Origin of the sequence: Streptomyces sp. NBC_00442 (assembly GCF_036014195.1) — a bacterium.
Taxonomy (GTDB): domain Bacteria; phylum Actinomycetota; class Actinomycetes; order Streptomycetales; family Streptomycetaceae; genus Streptomyces.
Window position 1 is genome coordinate 6,823,873 of sequence record NZ_CP107918.1, and the last position, 23,806, is coordinate 6,847,678.

General features: G+C 72.6%; 21 protein-coding genes. 10 read left to right on the plus strand and 11 right to left on the minus strand.

The window, feature by feature from the left end:
• Positions 1-145: 145 nt before the first annotated feature.
• Genes OG432_RS30710 through OG432_RS30725 form a run of 4 tightly spaced genes read left to right on the plus strand, consistent with a single transcriptional unit; the run spans position 146 to position 3,419 of the window.
• Complete coding sequence (locus tag OG432_RS30710; RefSeq protein WP_328314207.1) at positions 146-721, plus strand: hypothetical protein; 576 nt, start codon at positions 146-148, stop codon at positions 719-721.
• A complete protein-coding gene (locus tag OG432_RS30715; protein WP_328314208.1) occupies positions 718-1,932 on the plus strand; it encodes an MAB_1171c family putative transporter in 1,215 nt (404 codons plus the stop codon). The genes OG432_RS30710 and OG432_RS30715 overlap by 4 nt, the downstream gene beginning before the upstream one ends.
• Entirely contained in the window at positions 1,929-2,891 is a 963-nt protein-coding gene (locus tag OG432_RS30720; RefSeq protein WP_328314209.1) for a DNA-binding protein, read from the plus strand. The genes OG432_RS30715 and OG432_RS30720 overlap by 4 nt, the downstream gene beginning before the upstream one ends.
• A 54-nt stretch (positions 2,892-2,945) precedes the next feature.
• Positions 2,946-3,419, plus strand: coding sequence for a DUF3574 domain-containing protein (locus OG432_RS30725; protein ID WP_328314210.1), 474 nt, complete (start codon positions 2,946-2,948; stop codon positions 3,417-3,419).
• 9 nt (positions 3,420-3,428) lie between these two features.
• Here the strand turns inward: OG432_RS30725 and OG432_RS30730 are convergent, their stop codons facing one another.
• The 9 genes from OG432_RS30730 to OG432_RS30770 all read right to left on the minus strand — a co-directional run bounded on the left by OG432_RS30730 (position 3,429) and on the right by OG432_RS30770 (position 14,206).
• Positions 3,429-4,013 (minus strand): phospholipase domain-containing protein, encoded by a 585-nt coding sequence (locus tag OG432_RS30730; RefSeq protein ID WP_328314211.1) that lies wholly within the window; start codon positions 4,011-4,013, stop codon positions 3,429-3,431.
• 158 nt (positions 4,014-4,171) lie between these two features.
• Entirely contained in the window at positions 4,172-4,750 is a 579-nt protein-coding gene (gene pspAB, locus OG432_RS30735; RefSeq protein ID WP_328314212.1) for a PspA-associated protein PspAB, read from the minus strand.
• Positions 4,751-4,805: 55 nt separating this feature from the next.
• Entirely contained in the window at positions 4,806-5,729 is a 924-nt protein-coding gene (gene htpX, locus OG432_RS30740) for a zinc metalloprotease HtpX (RefSeq protein WP_443058487.1), read from the minus strand.
• A gap of 59 nt (positions 5,730-5,788) precedes the next feature.
• Positions 5,789-8,650 (minus strand): NHLP bacteriocin export ABC transporter permease/ATPase subunit, encoded by a 2,862-nt coding sequence (locus tag OG432_RS30745; protein WP_328314213.1) that lies wholly within the window; start codon positions 8,648-8,650, stop codon positions 5,789-5,791.
• Position 8,651: 1 nt separating this feature from the next.
• Positions 8,652-10,943 (minus strand): NHLP family bacteriocin export ABC transporter peptidase/permease/ATPase subunit, encoded by a 2,292-nt coding sequence (locus tag OG432_RS30750; RefSeq protein ID WP_443058488.1) that lies wholly within the window; start codon positions 10,941-10,943, stop codon positions 8,652-8,654.
• Positions 10,928-11,731 carry an HlyD family efflux transporter periplasmic adaptor subunit gene (locus OG432_RS30755; protein WP_328314214.1) on the minus strand — a complete coding sequence of 268 codons (804 nt, stop codon included), beginning with the start codon at positions 11,729-11,731 and terminating at the stop codon, positions 10,928-10,930. The genes OG432_RS30750 and OG432_RS30755 overlap by 16 nt, the downstream gene beginning before the upstream one ends.
• A 75-nt stretch (positions 11,732-11,806) precedes the next feature.
• Positions 11,807-12,031, minus strand: coding sequence for a type A2 lantipeptide (locus OG432_RS30760; RefSeq protein ID WP_328314215.1), 225 nt, complete (start codon positions 12,029-12,031; stop codon positions 11,807-11,809).
• A 384-nt stretch (positions 12,032-12,415) separates the two neighbouring features.
• Positions 12,416-13,468, minus strand: a complete 1,053-nt coding sequence (locus OG432_RS30765; RefSeq protein WP_328314216.1) for a chitinase — start codon at positions 13,466-13,468, stop codon at positions 12,416-12,418.
• A 261-nt stretch (positions 13,469-13,729) separates the two neighbouring features.
• A complete protein-coding gene (locus tag OG432_RS30770) occupies positions 13,730-14,206 on the minus strand; it encodes an Lrp/AsnC family transcriptional regulator (protein WP_328314217.1) in 477 nt (158 codons plus the stop codon).
• A 438-nt stretch (positions 14,207-14,644) separates the two neighbouring features.
• Between OG432_RS30770 and OG432_RS30775 the strand changes: the two genes are divergently transcribed.
• Both OG432_RS30775 and OG432_RS30780 read left to right on the plus strand, forming a co-directional pair.
• Positions 14,645-16,186 (plus strand): UDP-N-acetylmuramoyl-L-alanyl-D-glutamate--2,6-diaminopimelate ligase, encoded by a 1,542-nt coding sequence (locus OG432_RS30775; RefSeq protein ID WP_328314218.1) that lies wholly within the window; start codon positions 14,645-14,647, stop codon positions 16,184-16,186.
• Positions 16,187-16,297: 111 nt separating this feature from the next.
• A complete protein-coding gene (locus OG432_RS30780; protein ID WP_328314219.1) occupies positions 16,298-16,807 on the plus strand; it encodes a mycothiol transferase in 510 nt (169 codons plus the stop codon).
• Positions 16,808-16,876: 69 nt separating this feature from the next.
• On the opposite strand, the gene OG432_RS30785 is transcribed toward OG432_RS30780, so the two are convergent.
• Positions 16,877-18,082: an alpha/beta hydrolase family protein gene (locus OG432_RS30785; RefSeq protein WP_328314220.1), complete on the minus strand. Its 1,206-nt coding sequence runs from the start codon at positions 18,080-18,082 to the stop codon at positions 16,877-16,879.
• A 133-nt stretch (positions 18,083-18,215) separates the two neighbouring features.
• Here OG432_RS30785 and OG432_RS30790 point away from each other — a divergent pair, with 133 nt between their 5' ends.
• The 4 genes from OG432_RS30790 (at position 18,216) to OG432_RS30805 (ending at position 22,608) form a co-directional block, all read left to right on the plus strand.
• Entirely contained in the window at positions 18,216-18,833 is a 618-nt protein-coding gene (locus OG432_RS30790) for a TetR-like C-terminal domain-containing protein (RefSeq protein WP_328314221.1), read from the plus strand.
• 188 nt (positions 18,834-19,021) lie between these two features.
• Positions 19,022-20,542 (plus strand): FUSC family protein, encoded by a 1,521-nt coding sequence (locus OG432_RS30795; RefSeq protein ID WP_328314222.1) that lies wholly within the window; start codon positions 19,022-19,024, stop codon positions 20,540-20,542.
• 220 nt (positions 20,543-20,762) lie between these two features.
• Positions 20,763-21,419, plus strand: coding sequence for an HAD family hydrolase (locus OG432_RS30800; protein WP_328314223.1), 657 nt, complete (start codon positions 20,763-20,765; stop codon positions 21,417-21,419).
• A gap of 133 nt (positions 21,420-21,552) precedes the next feature.
• Positions 21,553-22,608 (plus strand): lactonase family protein, encoded by a 1,056-nt coding sequence (locus tag OG432_RS30805; protein ID WP_328314224.1) that lies wholly within the window; start codon positions 21,553-21,555, stop codon positions 22,606-22,608.
• Positions 22,609-22,813: 205 nt separating this feature from the next.
• On the opposite strand, the gene OG432_RS30810 is transcribed toward OG432_RS30805, so the two are convergent.
• Complete coding sequence (locus OG432_RS30810) at positions 22,814-23,752, minus strand: sirohydrochlorin chelatase (RefSeq protein WP_328314225.1); 939 nt, start codon at positions 23,750-23,752, stop codon at positions 22,814-22,816.
• Positions 23,753-23,806: the final 54 nt, after the last annotated feature.

The window sequence follows — 23,806 nt, forward strand, 5'->3', positions numbered from 1 at the left end:
AGCAACTGCACAGGCCCGGGAGTTGAGGGTGTGGCATCATGGCCGCGTTGTCTGCCCGGGGGTGTGACGCCGCAATCCCCCGAGCCGCTGAAATCGGCTTCGCAACGGCCTGCTTCTCCAGCGTGGAAGGCGTGGAAGGCTAAGGATGAAGGTGTCTGGCTCTGCGTTACCGTCGCCGGAGGACCGTCGGCTCAGGCGCCGTCTCAAAAAGGTTCGTCAAAACTGTGAGGCGCTGCTCGCGGACTGGGGCATGGAGCACGGGTGCGGCATTGATGAACTGCACCGCTATCTCAGCACCCAGAACCGGCGTCCGATCCATCTGATTCCGATGCCCTTCCCGGAACGGCATCTCTTCGGTCTCTGGCTGAAACTCGACGACTTCGACATCATCGCTTACGAGAAAGCCGCCTCCCCGTCACACAAAGAACACATCATCGCCCATGAGCTCTCCCATATCGCCTTTGCCCACCGCGGTTCCGTGGAATTCGACCACAGCGATACCAGCCGCCTGTTCACCGACGTCGAACCGGCCGAGGTCCAGGGCATGTTGATGCGGTCCCGCTACAGCGACGACGAGGAGCAGGAGGCCGAGACGATGGCGTCGCTGATCCTGGCCCGCGCCACCAAGAGGTGGCTGGAACCGGCCTGGGGCGTCCCCGACGAGGCCGCGGAGATCGTCGCCCGCATCGAGAACGGCGTCGGCCACCCGGACCCGTCGTGAACGCGGTCAACACGGTCCTCACCTGGGTCTGCGCGCTCGGCGGCATCGCCGCCTTCGGCTACCGGCTGCCCGACCTGCTGCGCAGGAAGCACGACGTGGCCCTGTGGGCGCTCTGCGTCTACTTCCTGTGCTCGGGCATCAGCTTCCTGGTCGACCTGGACGCCCTGCGGGTACACATCTCCGACCTGTTCGGCCTGCCCAACATCACCTCACTGATCGTGCAGGTCGCCGTCGTGGTCCTCACCGCGGCCCAGCAGGTCGTCCTCGTGTACTGGTCGTCGCCCCCCGAAGCGGCCCGCGGGCGGGCGGGGCGACGGGTGCTGTTCTTCGGCGCCGCGCTGTGCGTCCTCGTGGTGGCCTCCCTCGCCGTGAGCCCCGTCGCCAGCGCCAAGACGGCCACCTCCACGATCCTGCTCAGCATCCAGGACGGCCGGTACGCGCTGTACATGTCGTTCTATCTCGTGATCTGCGGTGTGGGGCAGTTCGAGACGGTCCGCCTGTCGCTGCGCTTCACCAAGATGGCCAACCGGCAATGGCTCAAGGTCGGTATGCGCACGGTGACCGTGGGCGCGAGCCTGATCCTGGTGTACTGCGTCACCCGCAGCATCCAGATCGCCGGCACCCGGCTGCACTACGACGCCTCCGCCCTCGACCCCGTCCAGTGGTCGTGCGGCACCGTCGGAGCCCTGCTCCAGATCACCGGCTGGACCATTCCGTCGTGGGGCATCCACCTGACCCGCGCCGCGGGCTGGCTGCGCAGCTACCGCTCCTACCTCAGGCTGCGGCCGCTGTGGTGGGCGCTCTGCCAGGCCTCGCCGGACATCGCGCTCGACCCGCCCCGCTCCTGGGCGCGCGACCTGGTCCCGCCGCGCGATCCGCACTACAGCCTCTACCGGCGGGTCATCGAGATACGCGACGGACAGCTGATGCTGCGCACCTCGCTCTCGCTCGCGGACTTCTCCCGCGTGGCCCGCTCGCTCGGCCTCCCCGAGGACCCCACGTCCCCGCTCGGCGAGGCGCTCCAGGTGCGGGCCGTCCTCGACCGTTCCGCATCGGAGCGGGACGAGCAGGCGGACGCCGCGGACATCCCCGCACGGCCGCCGTACGACGACTTCCGCGACGAGGTGGAGTGGCTGACGCGGGTGGCGTCCTCGTTCACCGCCCTCACCCAGGGCCGGCCCGTGCCGGTCCCCGCCAGAATCCCCTCATGACCCAGGCGTCCCACCCACCCGTCGCGGCGCGCGACGACGCGGGCCGCCGGACGTCGGCGGCCACGGCGTCGCGCGCGGTCCGGCATCTGGTGGCGCTCGACGCCGCACACGGCGCGACGGCCGCCCTGCCGGCCGTACGTCAACTCCTGATGCGCGTACCGGAGCTGACGGCCGACCCGGCCGGCCTGTACGGGGCGGACCGCGATCTGACCGCCGCCCTCGCCGAACTGTGCGAAGTGATCGGCTGGATCCTCTTCGACGCGGGCCTCAACCGCGGGGCCCACCGCATGAACCTGAGGGCCCTGGCCCTTGCCGAACGCTGCGGCGACCGCGCCATCGCCCGACTGGTGCTGCTCAACCACAGCATGCTCCACACCCACCGGGGCCGCCCGAGGGCCGCCCTCGACGCCGTGGCCGAGGTGGCGGGCCCGCGGCCGCTGCCGAATCTGGTCGCCACCCTCGTCCTGATCCGCCGCGCCCACGCGATCGCGCTCCTGGGCGGCCACCGGGAGGCCGGCGCGCTCATCGCCCGCGCCCGAGGCCGGTTCCTCGACGGCGCCTCGCGCCTCGACCCGCCCTGGTCGTGGTGGATCGACGAGCCAGAACTCACCGGCCACCACGGCTGGGTCCTGGCCAGGCTGCACGACTGGGACCACGCCATCCCGCTGCTGTACGAGGCCGCCACGACCCCCGGCCCCTCATACCGCCATCTCTTCACCGCGGAACTCCTCGCCGCCCTGACCGGGGCCGGGGCGTGGAGCGAGGCCGAAGGCCTCATCGCCGACCTGGCCCCGCGCGCCGCGGGCATCGGCTCCGCGCGGACGACCCAGACCCTCGCCCGCACCGCCACCCAGCTGCGCGACTGCGTGGCGGCGCCCCCGAACCTGCGGGACGCGGCGGCCTTCCTGCTGGAGGCGGTCCCCCCTCATCCCGAGGACAAGGGCCGGCCTTCCCGCTAGGCCCGCCGGGCTCCGCACGCACCACCCCACCCCAAGCCGACAGACAGGGACAACATGCTTCACATCCGGGTGTCCACGCCCGCGGCCGCCGCTCTCGTGGCGGTCGTGCTCCTCTTCGCCGCCGGAGGCCCCGTCTCCGAGGTCGCCTACGGCACCGCCGTGACGCCGGCGTCGCAGGCGCAGACCACCACCCACGGCAGCCCCTACGTGGCGACGCATCTCTACTTCGGAACGGGCCGTCACAACGGCGAACCGCCCATCACCGACGACCAGTTCATGAAGTTCGTCGCCGATGTGATCACGCCCCGGTTCCCGGTCGGCCTGACCATACAAGAGGGCCGCGGGCAGTGGCGCGACAAGACGGGCAGCATCAACAGGGAGAACTCCTACGAGCTGACGGTGCTCTATCCCTCGCGCGAGGCCCGCACCCACGACCCCGACATCGAGTACATCCGCAACCTGTACTGCTCGATGTACGGCCTGGAGTCCGTGGGTCGCGCCGACGTCAAGGCGCAGGCCGACTTCTGAGCCCCACGCCTACGGGGGCGTGAGCCGGCGGATGACGAAGAGCATCGCGCCGAGCAGCACCAGGACCGCGCCCGTGATCAGGCCGTCGAGGTCGCCGACCCCGGCGATCACCCGCCGTCGCTCGTCCGTGCCGGTGGCCGCGGCCACGGCGCGGGGCGTGGGGGCCGCCGTCCCGGCCCCCGACCCCGATTGACCCGCGTCCGTCGTCCCGGTCGTCCCGGCCGCGCGGTCACCCGCGGCCGCCGCCGACGGCGTGGGCGTCCCGCACCGCAGGACACCGTCGACGTCCTGGCGGAAGCCGTCCGGGCCGAGCACGGTGAAGCGGTAGCTCTGGCCCTCGCCGACCGGCACCGTGATGGTCCTGGCCCGGCCCGGCTCGACGGTCACCGCGACCCCCGCCAGCCGGAAGCGGAACGGCGCGTCGCCCGCGTTGCTCGCGGTGACGTCCACACCACCCCCGGCACAGTCGTCCACCGCGGCCACCGAGGGCGCGGGCCCCTTCCCAGGCAGCGCCGCACCGGTGCCCATCAGTGTGCTCACGGCCGCGAGCGCGAGGACCCGGCGGGCCGCGCCGTGCTTCGATGCGTGCCTCACGAGGGGCCCTTCGGGGTGGGGGAGGGGCGGCGGCGAACACATCCCAGTACGCGCGCGGACCGAAGGGCGTTCAACGCGGCCCGCGCACCGCTGTGTCGCACAGGGACCGGGTCACGGCTGCGCCCCGCCGGAAGGCGGCGGCTCCCGCGGCGCGGGCCTCACAGACCCGGGGCGCCCCAGACCGGGAACCAGCGGGACAGATCCTTCTCGATCCGCACGTCGTCCGCGAGGACCGCGCTGATCCGCAGTTCGAGTGCGTTGTCCCGCCGGTCCGCGGACAGCGGCGCGAACGGATAGAACGTGCCCCGCTTGTAGAGGTACACCAAGGCGAACGCCCGGCCCTCCGCGTCCTCGAACCCGACCAGCGAACACAGGAGTTGAGGGCCGAACCCGGCCCCTTCGAGTGCGCTGTTCACGGCGTGCAGATCGCCCACGAGCGAGGTCAGGCCGTCGGGGCCCCGACGGGAGAGCAGCCACGAGAAACCGTAGGAGTCACGGCTGAACTCCACAGGGGCGCCCCCGCGTTCGCCGTCCGCTTCGAGCAGCTGTGTCACGTCCTCGCGGATCCCGGCGAAGGCCCGGCCCTCCACGGTGGTGAAGCACACCGAACCCCGGCCGGTCGGCGTGAACCCGGTGGCCGCCCGCAGGGTCACCACGGCGGACGGCAGCGCGAACAGCCGGTCGAGGTCGGGTGCGGCGGGCCGGGTGCGGCCGAGCAGGACGTCCAGGAAACCCATGCGCTGTGTCCTTCGTCAGAAGGGGCCGACCCGTGTCCGGGGGCCCGTGTCCCGGTCATGCCGGACGCCCGAGCTCCGCCGAGATCCTGGCCAGCCGTTCCAGGCGCTCCTCCAGACTCGGGTGGGTGGCGAAGAGCCGGGCGACGCGGCTGCCCGCGCCGAGAGCGGGCACGAAGTAGAAGGCGTTGAACGCACTCGCGGTGCGCAGGTCCTTGCCGGGGATGCGGGCGATGTCGCCGTCGAGCTTGGTCAGCGCGGAGGCGAGGGCGGACGGATGCCCGGTCAGCAGCGCGCCGGCCCGGTCGGCGGCCAGTTCGCGGTAGCGCGAGAGCGTGCGGATGAGGAGGAAGCTCAGCGAGTACACCAGCGCCGAGACCCCCATGACGGCCGCGAGGACCACCATCGTGTTCTGGTCGCGCCGTCCGCGGCCCCCGTACAGCTGCGAGTAGAACGCGAAGCGCACGACGAGCCCCGCGACCACGCCGAGGAACGAGGCGACGGTGATCACCGCGACGTCGCGGTGCGCCACGTGCGACAGCTCGTGCGCCAGCACTCCCTCCAGTTCGTCGGGCTCCAGACGGCGCAGCAGCCCCGTGGTGACGCAGAGCACCGCGTGGTCGGCGTTGCGGCCGGTGGCGAACGCGTTGGGCAGGTCCGTGTCGGCGACGGCGAGCTGCGGCCTCGGCATGTCCGCGGTGGCGCACAGCCGGTCGACGACGCCGTGCAGATGCGGCTGCTCCTGGCGGGTCACGACCCGGCCGTGCATCGCGTACAGGGCGATCCGGTCGGAGAACCAGTACTGAGACCACAGGACGGCCGCCGCCACCACGACGACCACGACCACCGACTTGAGCAGGACCACGAGGACCGCGACGAAGGCCACGTACAGCAGGCCCAGCAGGAACACCGTGACCAGCATGCGCGTGGTCAGCTCCCGGTCCGGTGCGAAACGGGTGCGCACAGCCGTCCTTTTGATCATGGCCTACTCCAGGAGCGTGCGGTGATGCTCACCCTCCACCATGCCACCGCGCGGGGCATTCAGAGCAGCTGGCGTCGCACCAACTCGTGCAGGCTTCCGCCGGGATCGGCGAGGAGCTCGGCGGGCGGCCCCTGCTGTACCACGCGGCCCTCCGCCATGACGATCACCCGGTCGGCGTCCAGGACCGTGGAGAGCCGGTGGGCGATGACGAGACGGGTGGCGTCGAGACCCCTGGTGCTCTCCATCACGACGCGCTGGGTCTCGTTGTCCAGGGCGCTCGTGGCCTCGTCGAAGAACAGCACGCGGGGGCGCCGCACCAACGCCTGGGCGATCATGAGGCGCTGGCGCTGGCCGCCCGAGATGGCCCCGCCGCCGGAGATCATGGTGTGGAGCCCCATCGGCATCCGCTTGATGTCTTCGGCGAGCCCCGCCATCGCGGCCGCCTGCCACGCCTCCTCCTGGCTGAACGCCTCCGCGCCGCAGATGCAGTCCAGGATCGACCCGGAGAGCGGCTGGGCGTTCTGCAGCACGACCCCGCACTGGCGGCGCACGGCCGCCCGGTCGAGGGCGGACAGGTCCTGGCCGTCGTACAGGACGCTGCCCGACACCGGGTCGTCGAAGCCGATGAGCAGGCGCAGCAGGGTCGACTTGCCGCAGCCGCTGGGCCCGACGACCGCCACGAACTCGCCCGGCGCCACCTTCAGCGACACGTCGTCCAGGACGAGCGGGGCGTCGTCGGCGTAGCGGAAGGACACCCCTCGTGCCTCGATCCCGCCCGACAGGACACCGGGCTGGGTGCTGGCCCCGCGCACCTCGGGTGCTTCGTCGAGCACCGGCCTGATCTGCTCGAACATGGGCAGCACCGCGGCGGCCGAGACGAACGCCCCGGTGAGCTGGGTGACGGCCGTGAGCAGCATCGTCACCGCGGTGTTGAACGTCAGGAACGCGCCGGCCGACAGCGAACCGCGGGCCGGCCCCGCGAGCAGGGCGAACATCAGGAGTGAACACAGCGGCAGATACACGGCGTTGAGGACCGTCGTCATGTTCGTGATCCGCCCGGCCCGCTTGTGGAGCTCCCTGCTGCGCGCGAATTCGCCCGCCCACGCGCCGTAGGCGAAGCTCTCGGCCGCCGCGACCCGCAGTTTGGGCAGTCCGCGCAGGGTCTGGAACGCCTGGTTGTTGAGCTTGTTGCTCAGCGCGACCAGACGGCGCTGCCAGCGCAGCTCCCCCATCCCCAGGGCGAGGAACACCGCCGCGACGACCAGGAGCACGGCGATCGCCACCAGGGCGAGCGGCACGCTGAAGCACAGCAGCAGGACCAGGTTGACGAGCCCGACCGTGCCCGCCTGCAGGACGACGGGAGCGGTGCCCGAAAGGACCCGGCGGATCGCGCCGACCCCCATCGCCGCACTCGCCAGCTCGCCGGTGGAACGCCCGGCGAAGAACGCGGTCGGAAGCCTCAACAGGCGGTCCCACACGGCGGGTTGGAGGGTGGCTTCGATACGTCCCTCCATGCGCAGGACGGTGAGGTTCTGGAGCAGCGTGAACGCGGCCGACACGACGGCGCCGACGACGACGGCCAGCGACACCTGCACGATGAGATCCGTCTCGGCGCGCGGCACGAACGAGCCGAGCACCTGACCGGTCGCGAGCGGCACCAGGGCGCCGAGCGCCACCGTCACGAGGCCGGCGAGGAGCAGCCGGCGCAGGTCCGGACGGGTGCCGCGCAGGCTGAAGCGCAGTAGCCCCCAGGCGCCGAGGGGCCGCTCGGGCAGCGGGCGGTAGAACATCACGGCGCGCCGCTCGAACTCCCCGGCATTGCCCGCGTCCACCCGGGTGCGCCGGCCCGACGCCGGGTGCACCGCGTCGTACCCGCCGCGCCGCCACAGCAGCGCGACCGGTGTGCCGCTCGTGCGGTGGCCCACCAGCGGGCCGGAGTCCTCGCGCCACCAGCGGCCGTCGAGTCTCACCGGCCGGGTGCGGATCCGCGAGCCGACCGCGACCCGCTCGACGGGGTCGGTCCGGTCGCCGACCGCGCCGCCGAGCGAGGGGTCGGCCAGGGTGATGCCGGCCGCCTCGGCGACGAGCCGGCAGGCCGCGTACGTCACGTCGTCGCCCGGCGACGCGGCGCGCGACGGCGCGCCGCGGGTGCGGCCGATGGAGGTCAGCAGCGCCCGGTCCGCCTCCTCGCGGACGGTCTCGCCCGCCTTGATCCCGGCCGCGGTGCGGTCCTCGTGGGCGCGCTCCATGCGCTCGATCCAGCGGTCCAGCGCCGAAAGGAGCCGGTACTGCTGATTGACCATGCCCTGCCACAGGGCGCCGTCGACGAGCAGGTCACCGGCCGCCTCGGCGCTGAACGCGGCCCCGTACTGCACGCTGCCGGGCGCGACCGCGAGCCACAGATTGTCGTCGTCGGCCACCGCGTCGTCCGGGGCCGTACGGCCGTCCAACGGGGCCTCGAACAGCACCCGTTGACCCCGTGCCACCCCCAGCGAGAAGGCATGCTCCAACAGACTCAGGGCCGCGTCACCGGTGTCGTACCCGCTCGCGCTGAAGCCCTCGTACCCCGTGGAGTGCGGAGGCCGGTACAGCTCGCGCAGCGGGATGCGGCGCAGCACGCACCCCCGCAGGGGGCGGCCGACCAGGGTGTGGCGCGGGCCTTCGACGGGCCCGAGGAGCAGGGTGCCCGGTTCGAGGCGGCCGAGGAAGTGCCAGTGGCCGCCGTCCGCCGCGTCGACCGCGAACAGGTCGAGGGCGCCGCTCACCACCTGCCACAGCACCTCGGGGCCCTGGAGCGAGAAGCCGGGCAGACCGGCGCAGTCGATGTGCTGCCCGAGCCCGGCGAGCGCGGCGGCGACGGGGTCGTGCCCCTGGGCGGCCGGGCTCTGCGCGGGGTGCGGGAAGGGGTGTGGCGAGGTCACCTCAGTGCTCCCTGACCAGCTCGGCGTAGGGGCCCCCGGCCGCGACCAGCTCCTCGTGACGGCCCCGCTCGACGACGCTTCCGTGGTCGAGTACCACGATCTCGTCGCTGTCGCGGACCGTGCTGAGGCGATGCGCGATGACCACGCAGGCGCAGCCGCGGCGGCGCAGATTGTCGATGATGACGTGCTCGGTCTCGGCGTCCAGCGCGCTGGTGACCTCGTCGAGGACCAGGATGCTGGGCGTGCGCACCAGCGCCCGAGCGATCTCCAGGCGCTGGCGCTGACCACCGGAGAAGTTGCGCCCGTCCTGCTCGACGCGGCTGTGGATGCCGCCGGGGCGGCGCGCGACGACCTCGTACAGGGCCGCGTCCTTGAGGGCGGCGACGACGGCGTCGTCCGGGATCGAGGGGTCCCACAGCGCGATGTTGTCCCGCACCGTGCCCTCGAAGAGGAAGACGTCCTGGTCGACGAAGGACACCGACGCGGCGAGCGCGCCCCGCGGAATGTCCTCCAGGCGCCGCCCGTCGATGCGGATGGTGCCCTCCCAAGGCGCGTACAGGCCCGAAATCAGCCGGGACACCGTCGACTTGCCGCTCCCCGAGCCGCCGACCAGGGCCACCTGGCGGCCCGGTCCGACGGTCAGCGAGAACCCGGTGAGCAGGGGCTTGTCGAGCGGGCTGTAGCCGAAGGTGATGTCGTCGAGCGTCACATGGCCCTTGAGGCGGCGGGTGCTCGCGGGCGGCTCGGGCCGCGCGTGCAGCGCGTCCACGGGGAAGTTCTCGACGTCCTTGAGCCGGGCCACGTCCGCCGCGAAGTCCTGGACGCGCCCCGCCACGCCGTTGAGGCGGGTGACCGGGGCGGTGAAACGGGTCACGAGCGCCTGGAACGCGACGAGCAGACCGATCGAGAGGTGCCCCTGGACCGCCCGCAGCCCGCCGATCCACAGGATCAGCGCGCTGTTCAGCGTGGCGAGCGCGGGGGCGGCCACGCCGAGCCAGGCGCTGGGCACCCCCAGACGCTGCTGTTCGTCGAGGGTGGTGGCGTGCTGGCCCGCCCACCGGCGGAAGAACCCGTTCTCACCGCCGGTCGCCTTCATCGTCTCGATCAACTGCAGCCCGGTGTAGGAGGTGTTGGTGAGCCGGGCGCTGTCGGCGCGCAGCTTCTGCGTGCCGGTGGCGCGCAGCCGCACCACCACGCGCATCGCGACGACGTTGAGGAGCGCGATGGCGACCCCGATGACGGTCAGCTGCGGATCGTAGGTCCACAGCAGGACGGCGTACAGCAGCACGACGATGCCGTCCACGGCCGCCGCGGTCAGGTCCCTGGCCAGGGTCTCGGCGACCGCGTCGTTGGACTGGAGCCGCTGCACGAGGTCGGCGGGACTGCGCTGCGCGAAGAACGTGACCGGCAGCCTCAGCAGATGACGGAAGAACCGGGCGCTGCTCAGCGTGGAGGAGATGATCCGCCCGCGCAGCAGATTGGCCTGCTGGAGCCAGGTCAGGACGACCGTCAGCGCCACCATGGTGCCCATGGCCGCGAACAGCACACCCAGCAAGGAGCTCTGATGGCCTATCAGGAAGAGGTCGATGTAGGTGCGGCTCAGCGCGGGCAGCGTGGCGCCGACGGCCACCAGGAGCAGGCTGGCGAGCAGCGAGGCGAGCATCGTGCCCGTGGTGCCGCGCAGCCGGGCGGGCAGCGCGCGAAGGACACCGGGCCTGCGGCCGCCGCGCCGGAAGCCGGGGCCCGGCTCCAGGACGAGGACCACGCCGGTGAAGCTCGTGTCGAAGTCCTCCGACGCCACGAAGCGGCGGCCCTTGTCGGGGTCGTTGATGTGGACGCCCCGGCGGCCCAGCCGGCGCCCCGTGCCGTCGTACACGACGTAGTGGTTGAACTCCCAGAACAGGATGGCCGGCGCACGCACCTCGGCGAGCGCGGCCGGTTCCATCTGCATGCCCTTGGCCGTCAGCCCGTAACTACGGGCCGCCTTCAAGATGTTGCTGGCCCGTGAGCCGTCGCGCGAGACGCCGCAGGCGATGCGCAGTTCCTCCAGGGGCACGTGGCGGCCATAGTGGGCGAGCACCATGGCGAGCGAGGCGGCGCCGCATTCGAGCGCCTCCATCTGGAGCACGGTGGGGGTGCGCACGCTCGTCGTGCGCCGCGCCCCGGGCGCCCGTCGGCGACGGCGGGAGCGCCGGGCGCGGCCGGCCGGCGCGGGCCCGGCGCGGCCGTGACCGGCGGGCGCGAGGCCGGGGGAGGGGGGTGTGGTGTGCGGTGCGGTCACGGGAGCAGCCAATCGAGGGGACGCCGGTCGGCCAGGTGGACGGTGGCGGTGGCCGGGGTCATGGAGTCGACGGCGAACGGCGGGCCGTCGGCCGACGACCAGCGGTAGCCGGACGCCGTGGGCGCGCGGTCCAGGCGTACGAGAACCGCGACGGGTCTGCCCTGTTGCGACACCTGCTCGGCGAGGCGGGCGTCGCCGAGGAACGCGGCGATCTGCTGGCCGCTCTGCGCGGTCCTGCCGACGGCGGCGACCCGCCCGCGCAGCACCCCGTACCGGTCGGCCGGGACGGACTGCACGCCGAGGTCGACGCGGGCGCCCACCGGCACCTGCGCACCGCTGTCGCCGGGCACGTACACCATGGCCACCAGGGGGTCGTCGGGGCCGCCGGCGCGTTCCACGCTGGCCACGTTCGCGCCGGTGGCGACGACGGATCCGATGGTGGCGCCGAGACCGGTGAGTCGCCCCGCGGCGATCACACGGACGGTCCGGTCGCCCTGGGCGGTACGCACCTTCAGGAGCGGCGCGTCGGCGGCAAGGGACTGGCCCTCCTTGGCGAACACCGCGGTGATCTGGCCCGCCACCGGGCTCTGCAGGACATAGCTGCCCTGGGCGTGCGTGAGGACGGCGGGGGCGTCGATCGTGGAGGAGACGGAACCCTCGACGGCCCAGAAACAGGCGGCGGCCATGACCATCACGGTGACCAGAAGAACGAGCCTGCCCTGCGGGCGCGCGAAACGCACCGGCAGGTCGAGTTCCTCCGGCGACTGCAGTTTGGAAAGGGCCTGTTGGCGAAACTGCACGGAACTCTTCCCTCAGCCGTGAACGATCGGCAATGAGCCCCGGAACCTGTTGGGTTCCGGGGCTCGAATGCGATCTCAGAGACCGGCGACGAGGCCCGTGGCCAGGCCCGTGACGGCGCCCGTGTTCACACCGGTGACCGAGCCGACGAGGCCCGTGACCGAGTTGACGATGCCCGAGACGGGGAGCACGGAGTCGGCGGTGCCGGTCACGTTGGAGAGCGCGGTGCCGACCAGGCCGCCGGACACGTTGTCCAGGTCGGCGTCGGAGATCTCGAGGGTCGCAACCTGAGCGTTGTTCATGGTTCTGCCTTTCATGGGGACATTTCCTATCGGGAACTCCTTGCCGGTGCTCCCGCAGTGGCCAGGATCAAAACACGCCGACTGCGTGCGCAGCCAATCGCCGCGGCTCTGATCAGGCGGTGTGTCCCCTTTCTAAATGGCAGTGGGTGCAGGCACGTTCATGATTTGGGGGCAGATTCTTCACGAGCTTCACCGGACGAATTCCGGGAGTGCGCGCTTTTCTTTTCCCGGGTCCTTCCGAAGTGGGACACTCCCGTACCAAAGCCGCTGCCCGGGGCGGCCGCTCCGGGGCGGCCCGCGGTCCCGGTGACGGGTCTGCGCACGGGATGTGCAGGTTCTCGGAAGGTGTCCTTCCGCTTGCCTGCGGGACACGTCTGGGGCGCCTCAACGCCCCTGGAGCGCCTTGACGTTGGTGCCGAACGTCCAGTTCTTCGCGCCGTCCCAGTTGAGCGACCAGGTCATCAGGCCCTTGAGCCGGCCGCCGTAGCCGTTCCACGCCTGGGCGACCTGACCGGTCGTCATGTAGCCGCCGCCGGCGCCCGGCTGGGCCGGAAGGCCGGGTACCTGCTTGTCGAGGGGCACCTTGACCGTGGTGCCCTGCACGGTGAGGCCCTTGTCGAGACAGGTGGTCTGCGCGGTGAACCCGGCGACCGTTCCGGCCTCGTAGGAGTCGCCGGAGCAGCCGTACATGCTGCCGTTGTAGTACTGCATGTTGAGCCACCACAGCCGGCCGTTGTCGGCGTACTTCTTCACGATCGGCAGGTACGCCCCCCAGATCGAGCCGTACGTCACGCTGCCGCCGGTGACGTACGCGGTCTCCGGGGCCATCGTGAGGCCGAAGCCGGCCGGCATCTGGGCCAGGATGCCGTCGATGATGCGGATGAGGTTGGCCTGGGACGGCGAGAGCGTGGCGATGTTCCCGCTGCCCACCAGGCCGGTCTCGATGTCGATGTCGATGCCGTCGAAGTTGTACCGCTTCAGGATCGGCACGATCGTCGCCACGAAGCGGTCGGCGACGGCGCTCGAACCGAGGTCGATGCCGGCCGCGGCGCCGCCGATGGACATGAGGATCGTCTGGCCGTCGGCCTTGGCCTGGCACATCTCGGCGGGCGTGGCCACCTTCACCGTGGCGTCCATGCCGTCCTCCCACAGGACGGTGCCGTCCGAGCGGATCACCGGGAAGGCGGCGTTGACGACGTTGTAGCCGTGGTCGCGGATGCGGGAGTCGGTGAGGGGGATCCAGCCGAGCCCCGGGTGAACGCCGTTGGCGGCGCCGTCCCAGTTCTCCCAGTAGCCCTGGAGCACCTTGCCCGAGGGTCTCGGCTTGAGCGAGCAGGTGTCCGCCCGCGGCGCGCTCGGCGCGGCGGCCACCGGGGCCTGCGCGGCGAGCGCCAGCACGAGGCCGGCTCCCAGCAGACGCAACGTACGACCGATCATGATGTGCTCCTTGCCTCCGGGAGCGCCGCTGGAGCGGGGGCGCGGCGGGTCCTGGACCGTGGGGGGACAGGAGGAGGTGCGAGGGGTGGCGCCCCACACCGTAGATTGGTCCAGACCTACCGTCAATCACTCACGCACGTAAGGAAGTTGGGATCCACGGCGCGCCCCTTGCACGCACAGATCGGCAAGTTGGGGCCCGGCGCCCGCCCATCACGCGCACCGGCGGGCAGGTTGGGCCCCGCCGCCCCTGCCCGATCGCACTCAGCGCCCGGCGGCGCGCCCCACCGACTCCACCAGCGGCAGCAGCCGGTGCGCCACCCGCTCGCGCAGCGCCACCTCGGTGCGGGTGCGCACGACCCCCGGCAGCTGGATGAGCCGCTGGATGACGTCTTCGAGATGGCCGTTGTCGCGGGCGGCCACACGGGTCAGCAGATCGCCGCCGCCGGTGATCGAGAACGCCTCGATGATCTCGGGCACGGCCGCGAGGGCGTCACCGACCTCGTCGAGGTGCCCCTGGGTCACCTCGATGTGGACGAAGGCGAGCACCGGATGACCGAGGGCCGCGGGGGAGAGCACAGGGCCGGTGCCGGTGATCACCCCGTCCCGCTCCATCCGGTCGAGCCGCGCCTGGAGCGTGCCGCGGGCGACGCCGAGGATGCGGGCGTACTCACGGATGCTGGTGCGCGGCTGCTCGATCAGCAGACGCAGGATCCGGGTGTCGAGGGTGTCCACGGCCATGTCTCGTCGGCCCCTTCTGGCGGTGTTACGGCTCTGGCGACAAGGCTGCGACTGTACCCATGGCCCAGTCCCGCGAGCAGCGGGTGTGCCGACGGCCCACCGGTGCGCCCGGGGGCGCCGGCCTCGTATGGGCGAGCGCCGCTCCCGCCGGGCGTAGACTCACGCAGCGCCGAGTCGCATGTGCACCGGGCCACCGGGCCGCCCGTCTCGACGCCGCGTGAGTACGGCGCGCATCTCGTACGGTTCCATTCCACGCCGCCCCGCTTCGCCGCGCCGGCCGCCGACGCCCCCACTCAGGGCCGTGTCGGCCCCCAACAGCACGATCCCCGACCGTCGGGCACCCCTCACGGGCGCCGGACTGCCAGGTCCATGGTCATCACCGCGGTTACCGGCCCGTCCCTCATGGCGCGCCGGCCGGCCGCCATCGAGGGGACAGCTATGCAACTGAACGAGCTCCTGACCGGCTTCGGCCACGAGGTCCTCCACGGCGACACCGACACGGTGATCAGCGCGCCCCCCACCTTCGACGCCCACCGGGTGACCCCCGGCGCGCTGTACATCGCTGTGCCCGGCCACCATGAAGGGGGATCGGAAGGTGTGCCCCGGGCCCTGGGACTCGGGGCGGTGGCCGTCCTGCTGGAGGGCGACGACACGGCCGGGCCCGCGGACGGTGTGTGCGTCGTACGCGTACCGGACGCACGTGTGGCGGCCTCGGCGGTCGCGTCCCGCTACTACGGCGAACCGGGCCGCTCGATGGACGTGGTGGCGGTCACCGGCACCAACGGCAAGACCTCGGTGTCCTACATGATCGAGTCCGTGCTGCGGATCGCCGCGGGCGCGCGGGTGGGTGTCATCGGCACCTCCGGCAGCCGCATCGGCGACGCGCGCGTCGCGATGCCACGCTCGGTCCTGACCACGCCCGAGTCCCCGGATCTGCAGTACCTCCTCGGATACATGCGCGACCGGGCCACGGGCACCGTGGTGCTGGAGGCCACCTCCATGGCGCTGCTCACGCACCGGGTCGACGACGCCCACATCGATCTCGGGGTGTTCACCAACCTGACGCAGGATCACCTGGACGACCACGGCTCCATGGAGAACTACGGCAACGCCAAACTGCGGCTGTTCCAGGGCCTGTGCCGCCGCGCCGTGGTCAACCTCGACGACCCCATGGGCGCCACCGTGCGGCGGCTGATGCCGGACACGGCCACCACGTACGCCCTCGACACGGAGGCGGACTACTGGGCCGGCGACATCGCCATGGACGCCGCGGGCAGCCGGTTCACCCTGCACCACCAGGGGCGCACCTACCCCGCGGCGATCCCCGTTCCCGGTCGCTTCTCCGTGTCGAACGCGCTCGCCACCCTCGCCGCCTGCCATCTGCTCGGCCACGACCTCGGCGTGCTGGTGGGCGCTCTGCGGTCGATGCCGCCGGTACCGGGCCGGTTCGAGCGGCATGTGACCGGTCGCGGGACCTCCGTCATCGTCGACTACGCGCACTCCCCGGACTCGCTGGAGAAGATCCTCACCGCGATCCGGAGCTTCGCCACCGCCCGGGTCATCACCGTCTTCGGCTGCGGCGGCGACCGCGACACGACCAAGCGGGCGGCCATGGGCGAGATCGCCGGACGCCTGTCCGACCTGTGCGTCCTCACCTCGGACAACCCGCGCGGTGAAGCGCCGGAGGCGATCCTCGACCAGATCGCCCCGGGCGTGGCGGCGACCGGCACCCCCTTCGAGCGCATCGCCGACCGGCGGCGGGCGATCGCGGCGGCACTGGCCGCCGCGGGTCCCGACGACATCGTCCTCGTCGCCGGCAAGGGCAGCGAGCCGCACCAGATCGTCGGCGACGAACTGATTCCCTTCAGCGACATGGCCGTCGTACGCGAACTCGCCGAGGAGCACGCACAGGGGCCCGCACAGGGGCCCGCTCCGGAGCCTTCCGGAGCGAGTGCGGCGATGTCCGTGCTCGGCGGCTGACGGGCCGGCCCGCGTCCATGGCTGGGTGAGGACGGCTCCGAACAGGGCACGCGTGGGACGTCGAGCGGGCGTCGACGCCCGCGGACGGACCGATGGCGTGAGGATGGACGGATGAATACTGCAGAGGTTGTGGCGGACGCGTTCGGACGCGTCCAGGAGGAAGTGCACACCGCCGTCGAGGGCCTCTCGGCCGAGGAACTGGCCTTCCGGCCGGACGGCGAGGCGAACTCCATCGCCTGGCTGGTGTGGCACCTGACGCGGGTCCAGGACGACCACGTCGCCGACGCCGCGGGCCGGGACCAGGTGTGGACGGCCGGGGGCTGGGCCGACCGGTTCGGCCTGGCGCTCGGCGACGAGGAGACGGGCTACGGGCACACGGCCCAGCAGGTGGCGGCGGTCAAGGACGTCTCCGCGGAGCAGTTGCGCGGTTACTACGACGCCGTCCACGAGCAGACCCTGTCGTTCGTGCGGGCCCTCGACGACGCGGCGCTCGACCGCGTCGTCGACGAGCGGTGGACCCCGCACGTCACGCTCGGCGTCCGGCTGATCAGCGTCATCGGCGACGACCTCCAGCACGCCGGCCAGGCCGCGTACGTACGGGGCCTGCTGAAGGGCCACTGACCCGGCCCGGTCCTGCCGTCCGCCCCGGCGACCGGCGCCGCCGCACCCGCCGGGGCCGGAGCGTGCGGTTCAGGCGGACGGAAGGGCCGTGTCGAGCCAGTCGAACATGACCTGGTGGGCGCGGTGGAAGGCCCCGACGTGGCAGTGCTCGCCGGCGCCCTCGGCCTCCGAGAGCGTGACCAGGGTGGCGGGGGCGTTGACGAGCCGATCGGCGAGCAGACGGGGCTGCCCCTTGAAGAACTGGTCGTTCTCGGCGTCCAGGACGAGAGTGGGGGCGACGATCTTGTCGGCGCTGCCTTCGAGGGAGTAGGCGCGAGAACGGCGCACCAGGTCGGCGTAGGAGTGCGCGCCGACCGTCCATACGCCGTTGTCGAGGGCCCAGCGCACCTGGGTGTTCTCGGCGGCGGCGGCCGCGAGGGCGGCCTCGGCGGCCTCGTCGCGGCCCTCGGCGATCCAGGCGATGACCTCCGGGGGGAGGGCGCGATCGAAGACGCCGCCGAAGTCGAGGACACCGTCGTCGAGGATGAGCGCGGCCACCCGGTGGTCGTGGGCGGCGGCGCGGGCGACGAGATAGCCGCCGAGGCTGTATCCGAACAGGGTGATGCGCACGGGGTCGATCTCCGGCCTCGTCAGGGCGTAGTCCACGACCGGGGTGGACACCGCCTCCCAGTCGGGGCGGAAGACCAGCTTCTGCTCGCGCAGTACCGCGCCCTGGCCCGGCCCGTCGAAGGCGAGCACGTTGTAACCGCGGCGCAGCGCGGCCGCGGCGATGACGAAGTAGGCCTCCTCCGCCGTGGAGTCGTATCCGTTGGTGTAGACGACGGTGGGGCGCGCGGTCCCGCTGTCGTCCACCAGGAACAGATAGCCCGGCAGCGTGGTGTCCTCGTACGGGATGGCGACGCTCTCCACCGGCGAGTCGAAGAGCGCGGCGGCCGCGGCGAAGGTGCTGCGGGAGGCGCTCGACAGCAGGGCGACCTCGGGGTCGGTGGCCGGCGCGGAGCGCAGATAGAACTCGGCGGTGCGGTAGTAGTTCGACGCCCTCAGGAGGGCCTCGCGGGCGCTGACCCGGTGACCGGCGGCGAGCGCCTGCCGGCCGATGGCGGCCACGCGCTCGGCGGTCGCCTTCCACGAACGGTGCCAGCTCGGTTCGTCGCCGTCGTCGATGGTGCGCGCGGTGGCCAGGATCTCGCCGAGGTCGGCCCCCTGATAGGCGGTGAACCCGGCCGCCCGCAGGGTCTCGAAGGAGAAGGACTCGTCGTCGAAGAGGAACTTCATGCTGTGCCGTCCATTCGCTGGGTGCCGCACGGGAACGCGACCTTTAGTCGAGACGATCCCGTTCCGTCTCGGCTAGAGCTTAAGGTGTGACCAGTCGAGACGCAACCGTTCCGTCTCGATTACGCTGGGCGGCATGAGCGATCCAGCCACCACCACTCCCACGCCGCCCGCGGAGCGGCGCGTCGCCGGGGGCCCCGTCCTTCAGGACGAGGTCACCCGGGCGCTGACGACGGCGTTCTTCGAGGAACTGGCCGCGACCGGATACGGCCGTCTCGCGATGGAGGCCGTCGCCAGACGGGCCGGCGCGGGCAAGGCGGCGCTGTACCGACGCTGGCCCTCCAAGCAGGCCATGACCGTCGCACTGGTCTCCGAAGTGGCCACCGCCTCCGACATCCCCGACACCGGCTCGCTCCGCGGCGACGTCCGTGAGTTCCTGCACGGCTGGTTCGCCGCGCTCAGCCATCCGCTCGCCATCCGCGTCATTCCGGACCTCATGGCCGAGGCGTCGCGCAACGACGAACTCGGCGAAGCCCTGCTGACGAGGGTGCGCGACCCGCGCCGCGAACAGGCCGCCCGCCTGCTGCGCCGCGCGGCCGAGCGCGGAGAGCTTCCGCCGGACGCCGACACCGAGCTGAACCTGGACTTCCTCGCGAGCCCGGTCTACTGGCGCATGGCCGTCGTCCGCACCCCGACCGGCGACGACTACCTGGACCGCCTCACCGCGAAGGTCGTGGCGGCGCTGACGGCCTGAGCATCGCCATGGCTGGGCCGATGGGCCTGCGTGGACGAGAGAAACGCCCGAACCATGGACCATTGGCCCAGTAGTGCGACGTCGAGTTGAGCCATTGGGACGACAAGTGATGTCATGGGTGGGTCGATGGCGCTGTGGTCTCCGCAGCGCCTTTCTCATGTCCTGCCGAGACAAGGAGCAGTGGGTCCGTGGTGAAGAGGGTGTTCGTGGCTCCCGACCCGGGGAGGCTGCGGCTGCGCAGCGCGTCGCGAGCCGTCCTGGGGATCGGCCTCGCGGTCGTGGCGTGCGGCCTGGCCGGCCACTCACTCGTCGCGGCGATCACCGGCGGCCTCGCGGCGCTCCTGGCGCTCTTCACGGTGACGGATCCGACCGTCCGCGGCCAGGCGGTCACGACCGCCCTGCTGCCGGTGGTCGGTCTACCCGTCTTCGCCCTTGCGGCCTGCCTCCACGACGTCCCCCTCGCACGGGACCTGGCGTTCCTCGCCATCGTGGGCGCGGGCGTCTACGCCCGCAGGTGGGGCCCGCGCGGCCACTCGCTCGGCGTGTTCGGGTTCATGTCCTTCTTCGTCGCCCAGTTCCTGCACATGGTGCCCAGCCAGCTGCCCGAGCTGTACGAGGCCGTGCTGCTCTCCCTGGCGATCGCGGCGGCCGTCCGGTTCGGCGCGTGGTGCTACGAGCGCGGCGGGCCCGCGACGGCGGCGCTCGTGGTGCCGGCGCCGGGCCGGGGCCTGTACCGGGCGACGACGCGGCAGGCCGTGCAAGCCGTGGTCGGAGCGGGATTCGCCCTAGCGGTCGGCCAGTTGCTGTCACCGGACCGGTGGTACTGGGCCGTCGGCGCGACGTGGTGGATCTTCGTGAACACCACCTCGCGGGGCGAGACGCTGGTCCGCGGATTCCGGCGGGTCCTCGGCACCGTGATCGGCGCCGGGGCCGGCCTGGCGGTGGCCGTGCCCCTGCACGGGGCGCCCGTACCCACCGCCGTGCTGATCGCGCTGTGCGTCTTCGGCATCTTCTACACGGCGGCCGTCTCCTACACCTGGATGATGCTCTCGGTCACCCTCATGGCCAGCCTGCTCTACGGGCTCCTCGGCGTCCTCGACACCGATCTGCTCGCCCTGCGTTTCCTCGAGACGGGCGTCGGCATGGCCGGGTCCGTCATCGCCGTCCTGATCGTGCTGCCCATCACCACCCACGCCACGACGGACGCCTGGGTGCGCCACGCGCTGCACAGCGTCCGGGCCTCCGCCGCCGCGGCGGCGGCGCGCCTCGCGGGCGACGACGCCGACCCACTGCCCCACATCGCCCAACTGGAGCTGACCCTGGGCAGGGTCCGGCTATCCCTCGCGCCGCTCGTGCACCCGCTCAACCCCGTACGGGCGCGCAAGGCGAGGGCCCGGCAGATCCTCGGATACCTCGACGACTGCGCCCGCGAGGCGCGCGGCCTGGCCGCGGTGGCCGCCGACGCCGAGGCCTCCCACGACCAGCGCCTGACCGCCGCGTGCGAGCGGGTGGAGGCCGCGGTGGCCGTGCTCGTCTCCTCCCCGTCGGCGCCGAGCGCGTCGCCCCGCTCGTCGTCGCCCGTCCACAAGCCGGCCGCCGCTGCCGCGGAACACCCGGCGCTGGCGCACCTGCACGAGCTGGAGCGAGTCCTGCTGAGCCTGGGAAGCCCCCTCCAGGCCGCCCCCGGCTCCCCGCTCGCCGACACGTAGGCCCGCCCCGGCCCAGGTTCGCGCTGTCCTCGCGCCGGGACGGGCGGGGGCCGCCCATGCGGGCCTGCACCGAGCAGTCGACCGGGCGGGGGCCGCCCATGCGGGCCGGGACCCGATACCCAAGGGGCGCGGGGGAGCTGCGCGACCGGCCACGCACGGCCCGCAGGAGAACGCCGGGCCCGCGGGAGCCGTCCGACGCCGCCCTGGCAGGATCACGTTCATGCTCACGCCCCCGCCCTCACACAGCGAAGCCCGCCCCTTCGACGCTCTGCTCTGCGACTTCGACGGCGTTCTGCGCCTGTGGGACCCGGATGGAATGACCGCGCTCGACCGCGCCTCGGGGCTGCCCGAAGGGACCCTGGCGGCCGCGGCGTTCCGGCCGGCGCTGCTCGACGACGCGGTCACCGGCGCGATCAGCGACGAGGAGTGGCGGGCACGGGTCGCGAGGGACCTCGCCGCGACGTTCGGCGCCGGCCCGGCGGGAGAGGTGGTGCGCGCGTGGAGCGCGCTGACCGGAGAGGTGGACGGCGAAGTGCTGGCCCTCCTCACCGGCCTACGCCGCCGGGTCCCCGTAGTGCTGGTGTCCAACGCCACCACGCGCCTGGAGGACGACCTCCACGGGCTCGGCCTCGCCGACGCGTTCGACGCCGTCGTCAACACGGCCCGTATCGGCGTCGCCAAGCCCGACCCCCTCGTCTTCGAGGCGGCGGCCCAGCGGGTGGGCGCGGACCTCCGTCGCTGTCTGTTCGTGGACGACACCCCGGGACATGTCGAAGCCGCCCGGCGCGCGGGTCTGACCGGGCATCACTATCGAGATGCCGATGGATTGCGCGACATCACCGCTCAACTCGTCGATCTCCCGGGCCCGTCGGCCTGACCGGCAGCGCCAAGCCCCGCACCGCCGACCCCAGTTGGTCCAGACCTCCTGCTACGGTCGCCGGAGCACGCCACCTGGTGTGTGGCCGGGACCCGGTTCGGGCCCGCGCGGTGAGGACTTCGGCGGAGACGGAATGGGTGGCACGGTGGGCACGGACAGGGCCGCGCGGGCGTTCATCGGATCGTTCACCACGGCGGGCGGACACGGGGTGACCGCGGTCGCCGTGGACGAGGGAACCGGGGCGCTCCTCCCGCTCGGGTCGTCGTCCGCCGTCGTCAACCCGTCGTTCCTGGCGCCCTCGCGCGACGGACGCGTCCTGTACGCCGTGGGAGAGACCTCCCACGGGACGGCTGCCGCCTTCGACATCACCGGCCCGGTGCCGGGGCTCCTGGGCGAGCCCGTCCCGGTGAACGGCGCGGGCCCCACCCACCTCGCCCTCGCCGCCGGGCACCTCGTCACCGCCAACTACGAATCGGGCAGCGTCACCGCGCTGGCGATCCGCCCGGACGGCACGCTCGACCGGCCCGTGTCCGTCCTGGCGCACCACGGCTCGGGCCCCGACCCCGACCGGCAGCGCGCACCGCACGCGCACCAGGTGCTCGCGGACCCGAGCGGCCGCTGGATCGTCAGCGTCGACCTCGGCACCGACTCCGTCCGCGTCTGCGAACTCGCCCGGGGCAGCGGCGCCCTGCGCCTGCACTCCGAGGCGGTACTGCGCCCCGGCAGCGGCCCCCGCCACCTCGCCTTCCACCCCGGCGGGCTGCACGCGTACGTCCTCAACGAACTGGCACCGACGCTCACGGTCTGCCGCTGGGACGCGGCGGCCGGGCACCTCGAACCGCTCGGCGAGACACGGGTGGTCGAGGACGGCGCGAGCGGCGAGATCTACCCGTCCGAGGTCGTCGTCGGCCACGACGGACGCTTCCTGTGGGCGGCCAACCGCGGGCACGACTCCCTCGCGGTCCTCGCGCTCGACGAGGGCGCCGACAAGCCCCGGCTCGTCACCACCGTGGGCTGCGGCGGTCGTTGGCCGCGCGACCTCACCCTCGACCCGTCGGGGCGCCGTCTGTACGCCTCCAACGAGCGCTCGGGCGACGTGACCTGGTTCGACATCGACACCGCCACCGGCATCCCCACCCGAGCCGGTTCCCTCCAAGCGCCCGCCGCGTCATGCGTCGTCTTCTGCTGATGCGCCAACGCGCCAACGCGCCAACGCGCCAACGCGCCAACGCGCCGACGCGTCGACGGCCTGACGCGCTGACGCCCGCCCTTCCAGGCGGCGTCGTGACACGGCCGGCAGCCGCGGAGTGGGCAACTCGGCCGGCCCGACCGCGCAACGCGGCGGGGCCCGCCCCGGTCGTCCGGTGCGGGCCCCGCCTCTCGCGTGCGTGCGGTCAGTGGACCGGCGAGCCCTGCGCCTGCGGGGTGATGCCCAGCGAGGCCGCGTACTTCGACAGGACCAGCTTGCCAATGGCCGGGTAGGCGCCGAGCGCCTCGGCGGCGGAGCAGTCCGCTTCCTTGGCGGCGGCGTCGAGCAGCCCGTCGGCCACCTCCGGGCCGATCAGGTACGGGGCGACCGCGAGTTGGACCGAGCCCGAGCCGCGCAGCTGGTCGGCCATCGCGCCGATCGCGCCCTCCTGGTCGAGCGCGGCGGCCATGACCGGCACGGCGAGGCGTGCGGCCAGCAGCATGCCGGTGATTCCGGCGGCCTGTACGGCCTCCTCGCCGCCCACCGTCGCCAGGATGATCCCGTCGGCGGCGGTCGCGACCGTGAAGAGCCGGGCGCGGTCGGCGCGGGCGAGGCCGGCCTCGGAGAGGCGCACGTGCAGGGCCTCGGCGAGCAGCGGATGCGGGCCGAGCACATCGGTCAGCTCGGCGGCGGCACGGCTGTCCATGACGGCCTGCCGTATGCGGCGGATCAGGGCGCTGTCGGGACCCGCGAGCAGCGGCACGACCACGGCGTCGAGCCCGCCGGGCCCGGAGGTCTCGGCGCTCTCGCGGCCCGCCGCGCGGGCCTGCTCGGCGCGCGCGGCGCGCTCGGCGGCGGTGCGGGCGAGAACGGCGTCGAGCGTGGGGTACTCGGCGGAGTCGGCGTCGGTGCTGTCCAGGTAGCCGATGCGGGCGTGCAGGCCGGGCAGCTCCGAGCGGGCGATGCTGATGACCTCGTCGGCCAGGCTGCGCACGGCCGGGCCGGGGGCGCCGGGAACGGCGAGAACGAGCGCGGGTGCGCCCTCCGGAGCAACCACCGGTTCCGGGCGGCGGTGCCGGCCGGACTGGCGGGGTCGCGGCATTCGTACGGGCAGGCCGGATGCTGGCCCAGTGGGGGTGCTCATGGCGTCGCATGCTACTGGTTTTGCGTGGGCGGCTGTTCGGGGAGGGGACAGCTG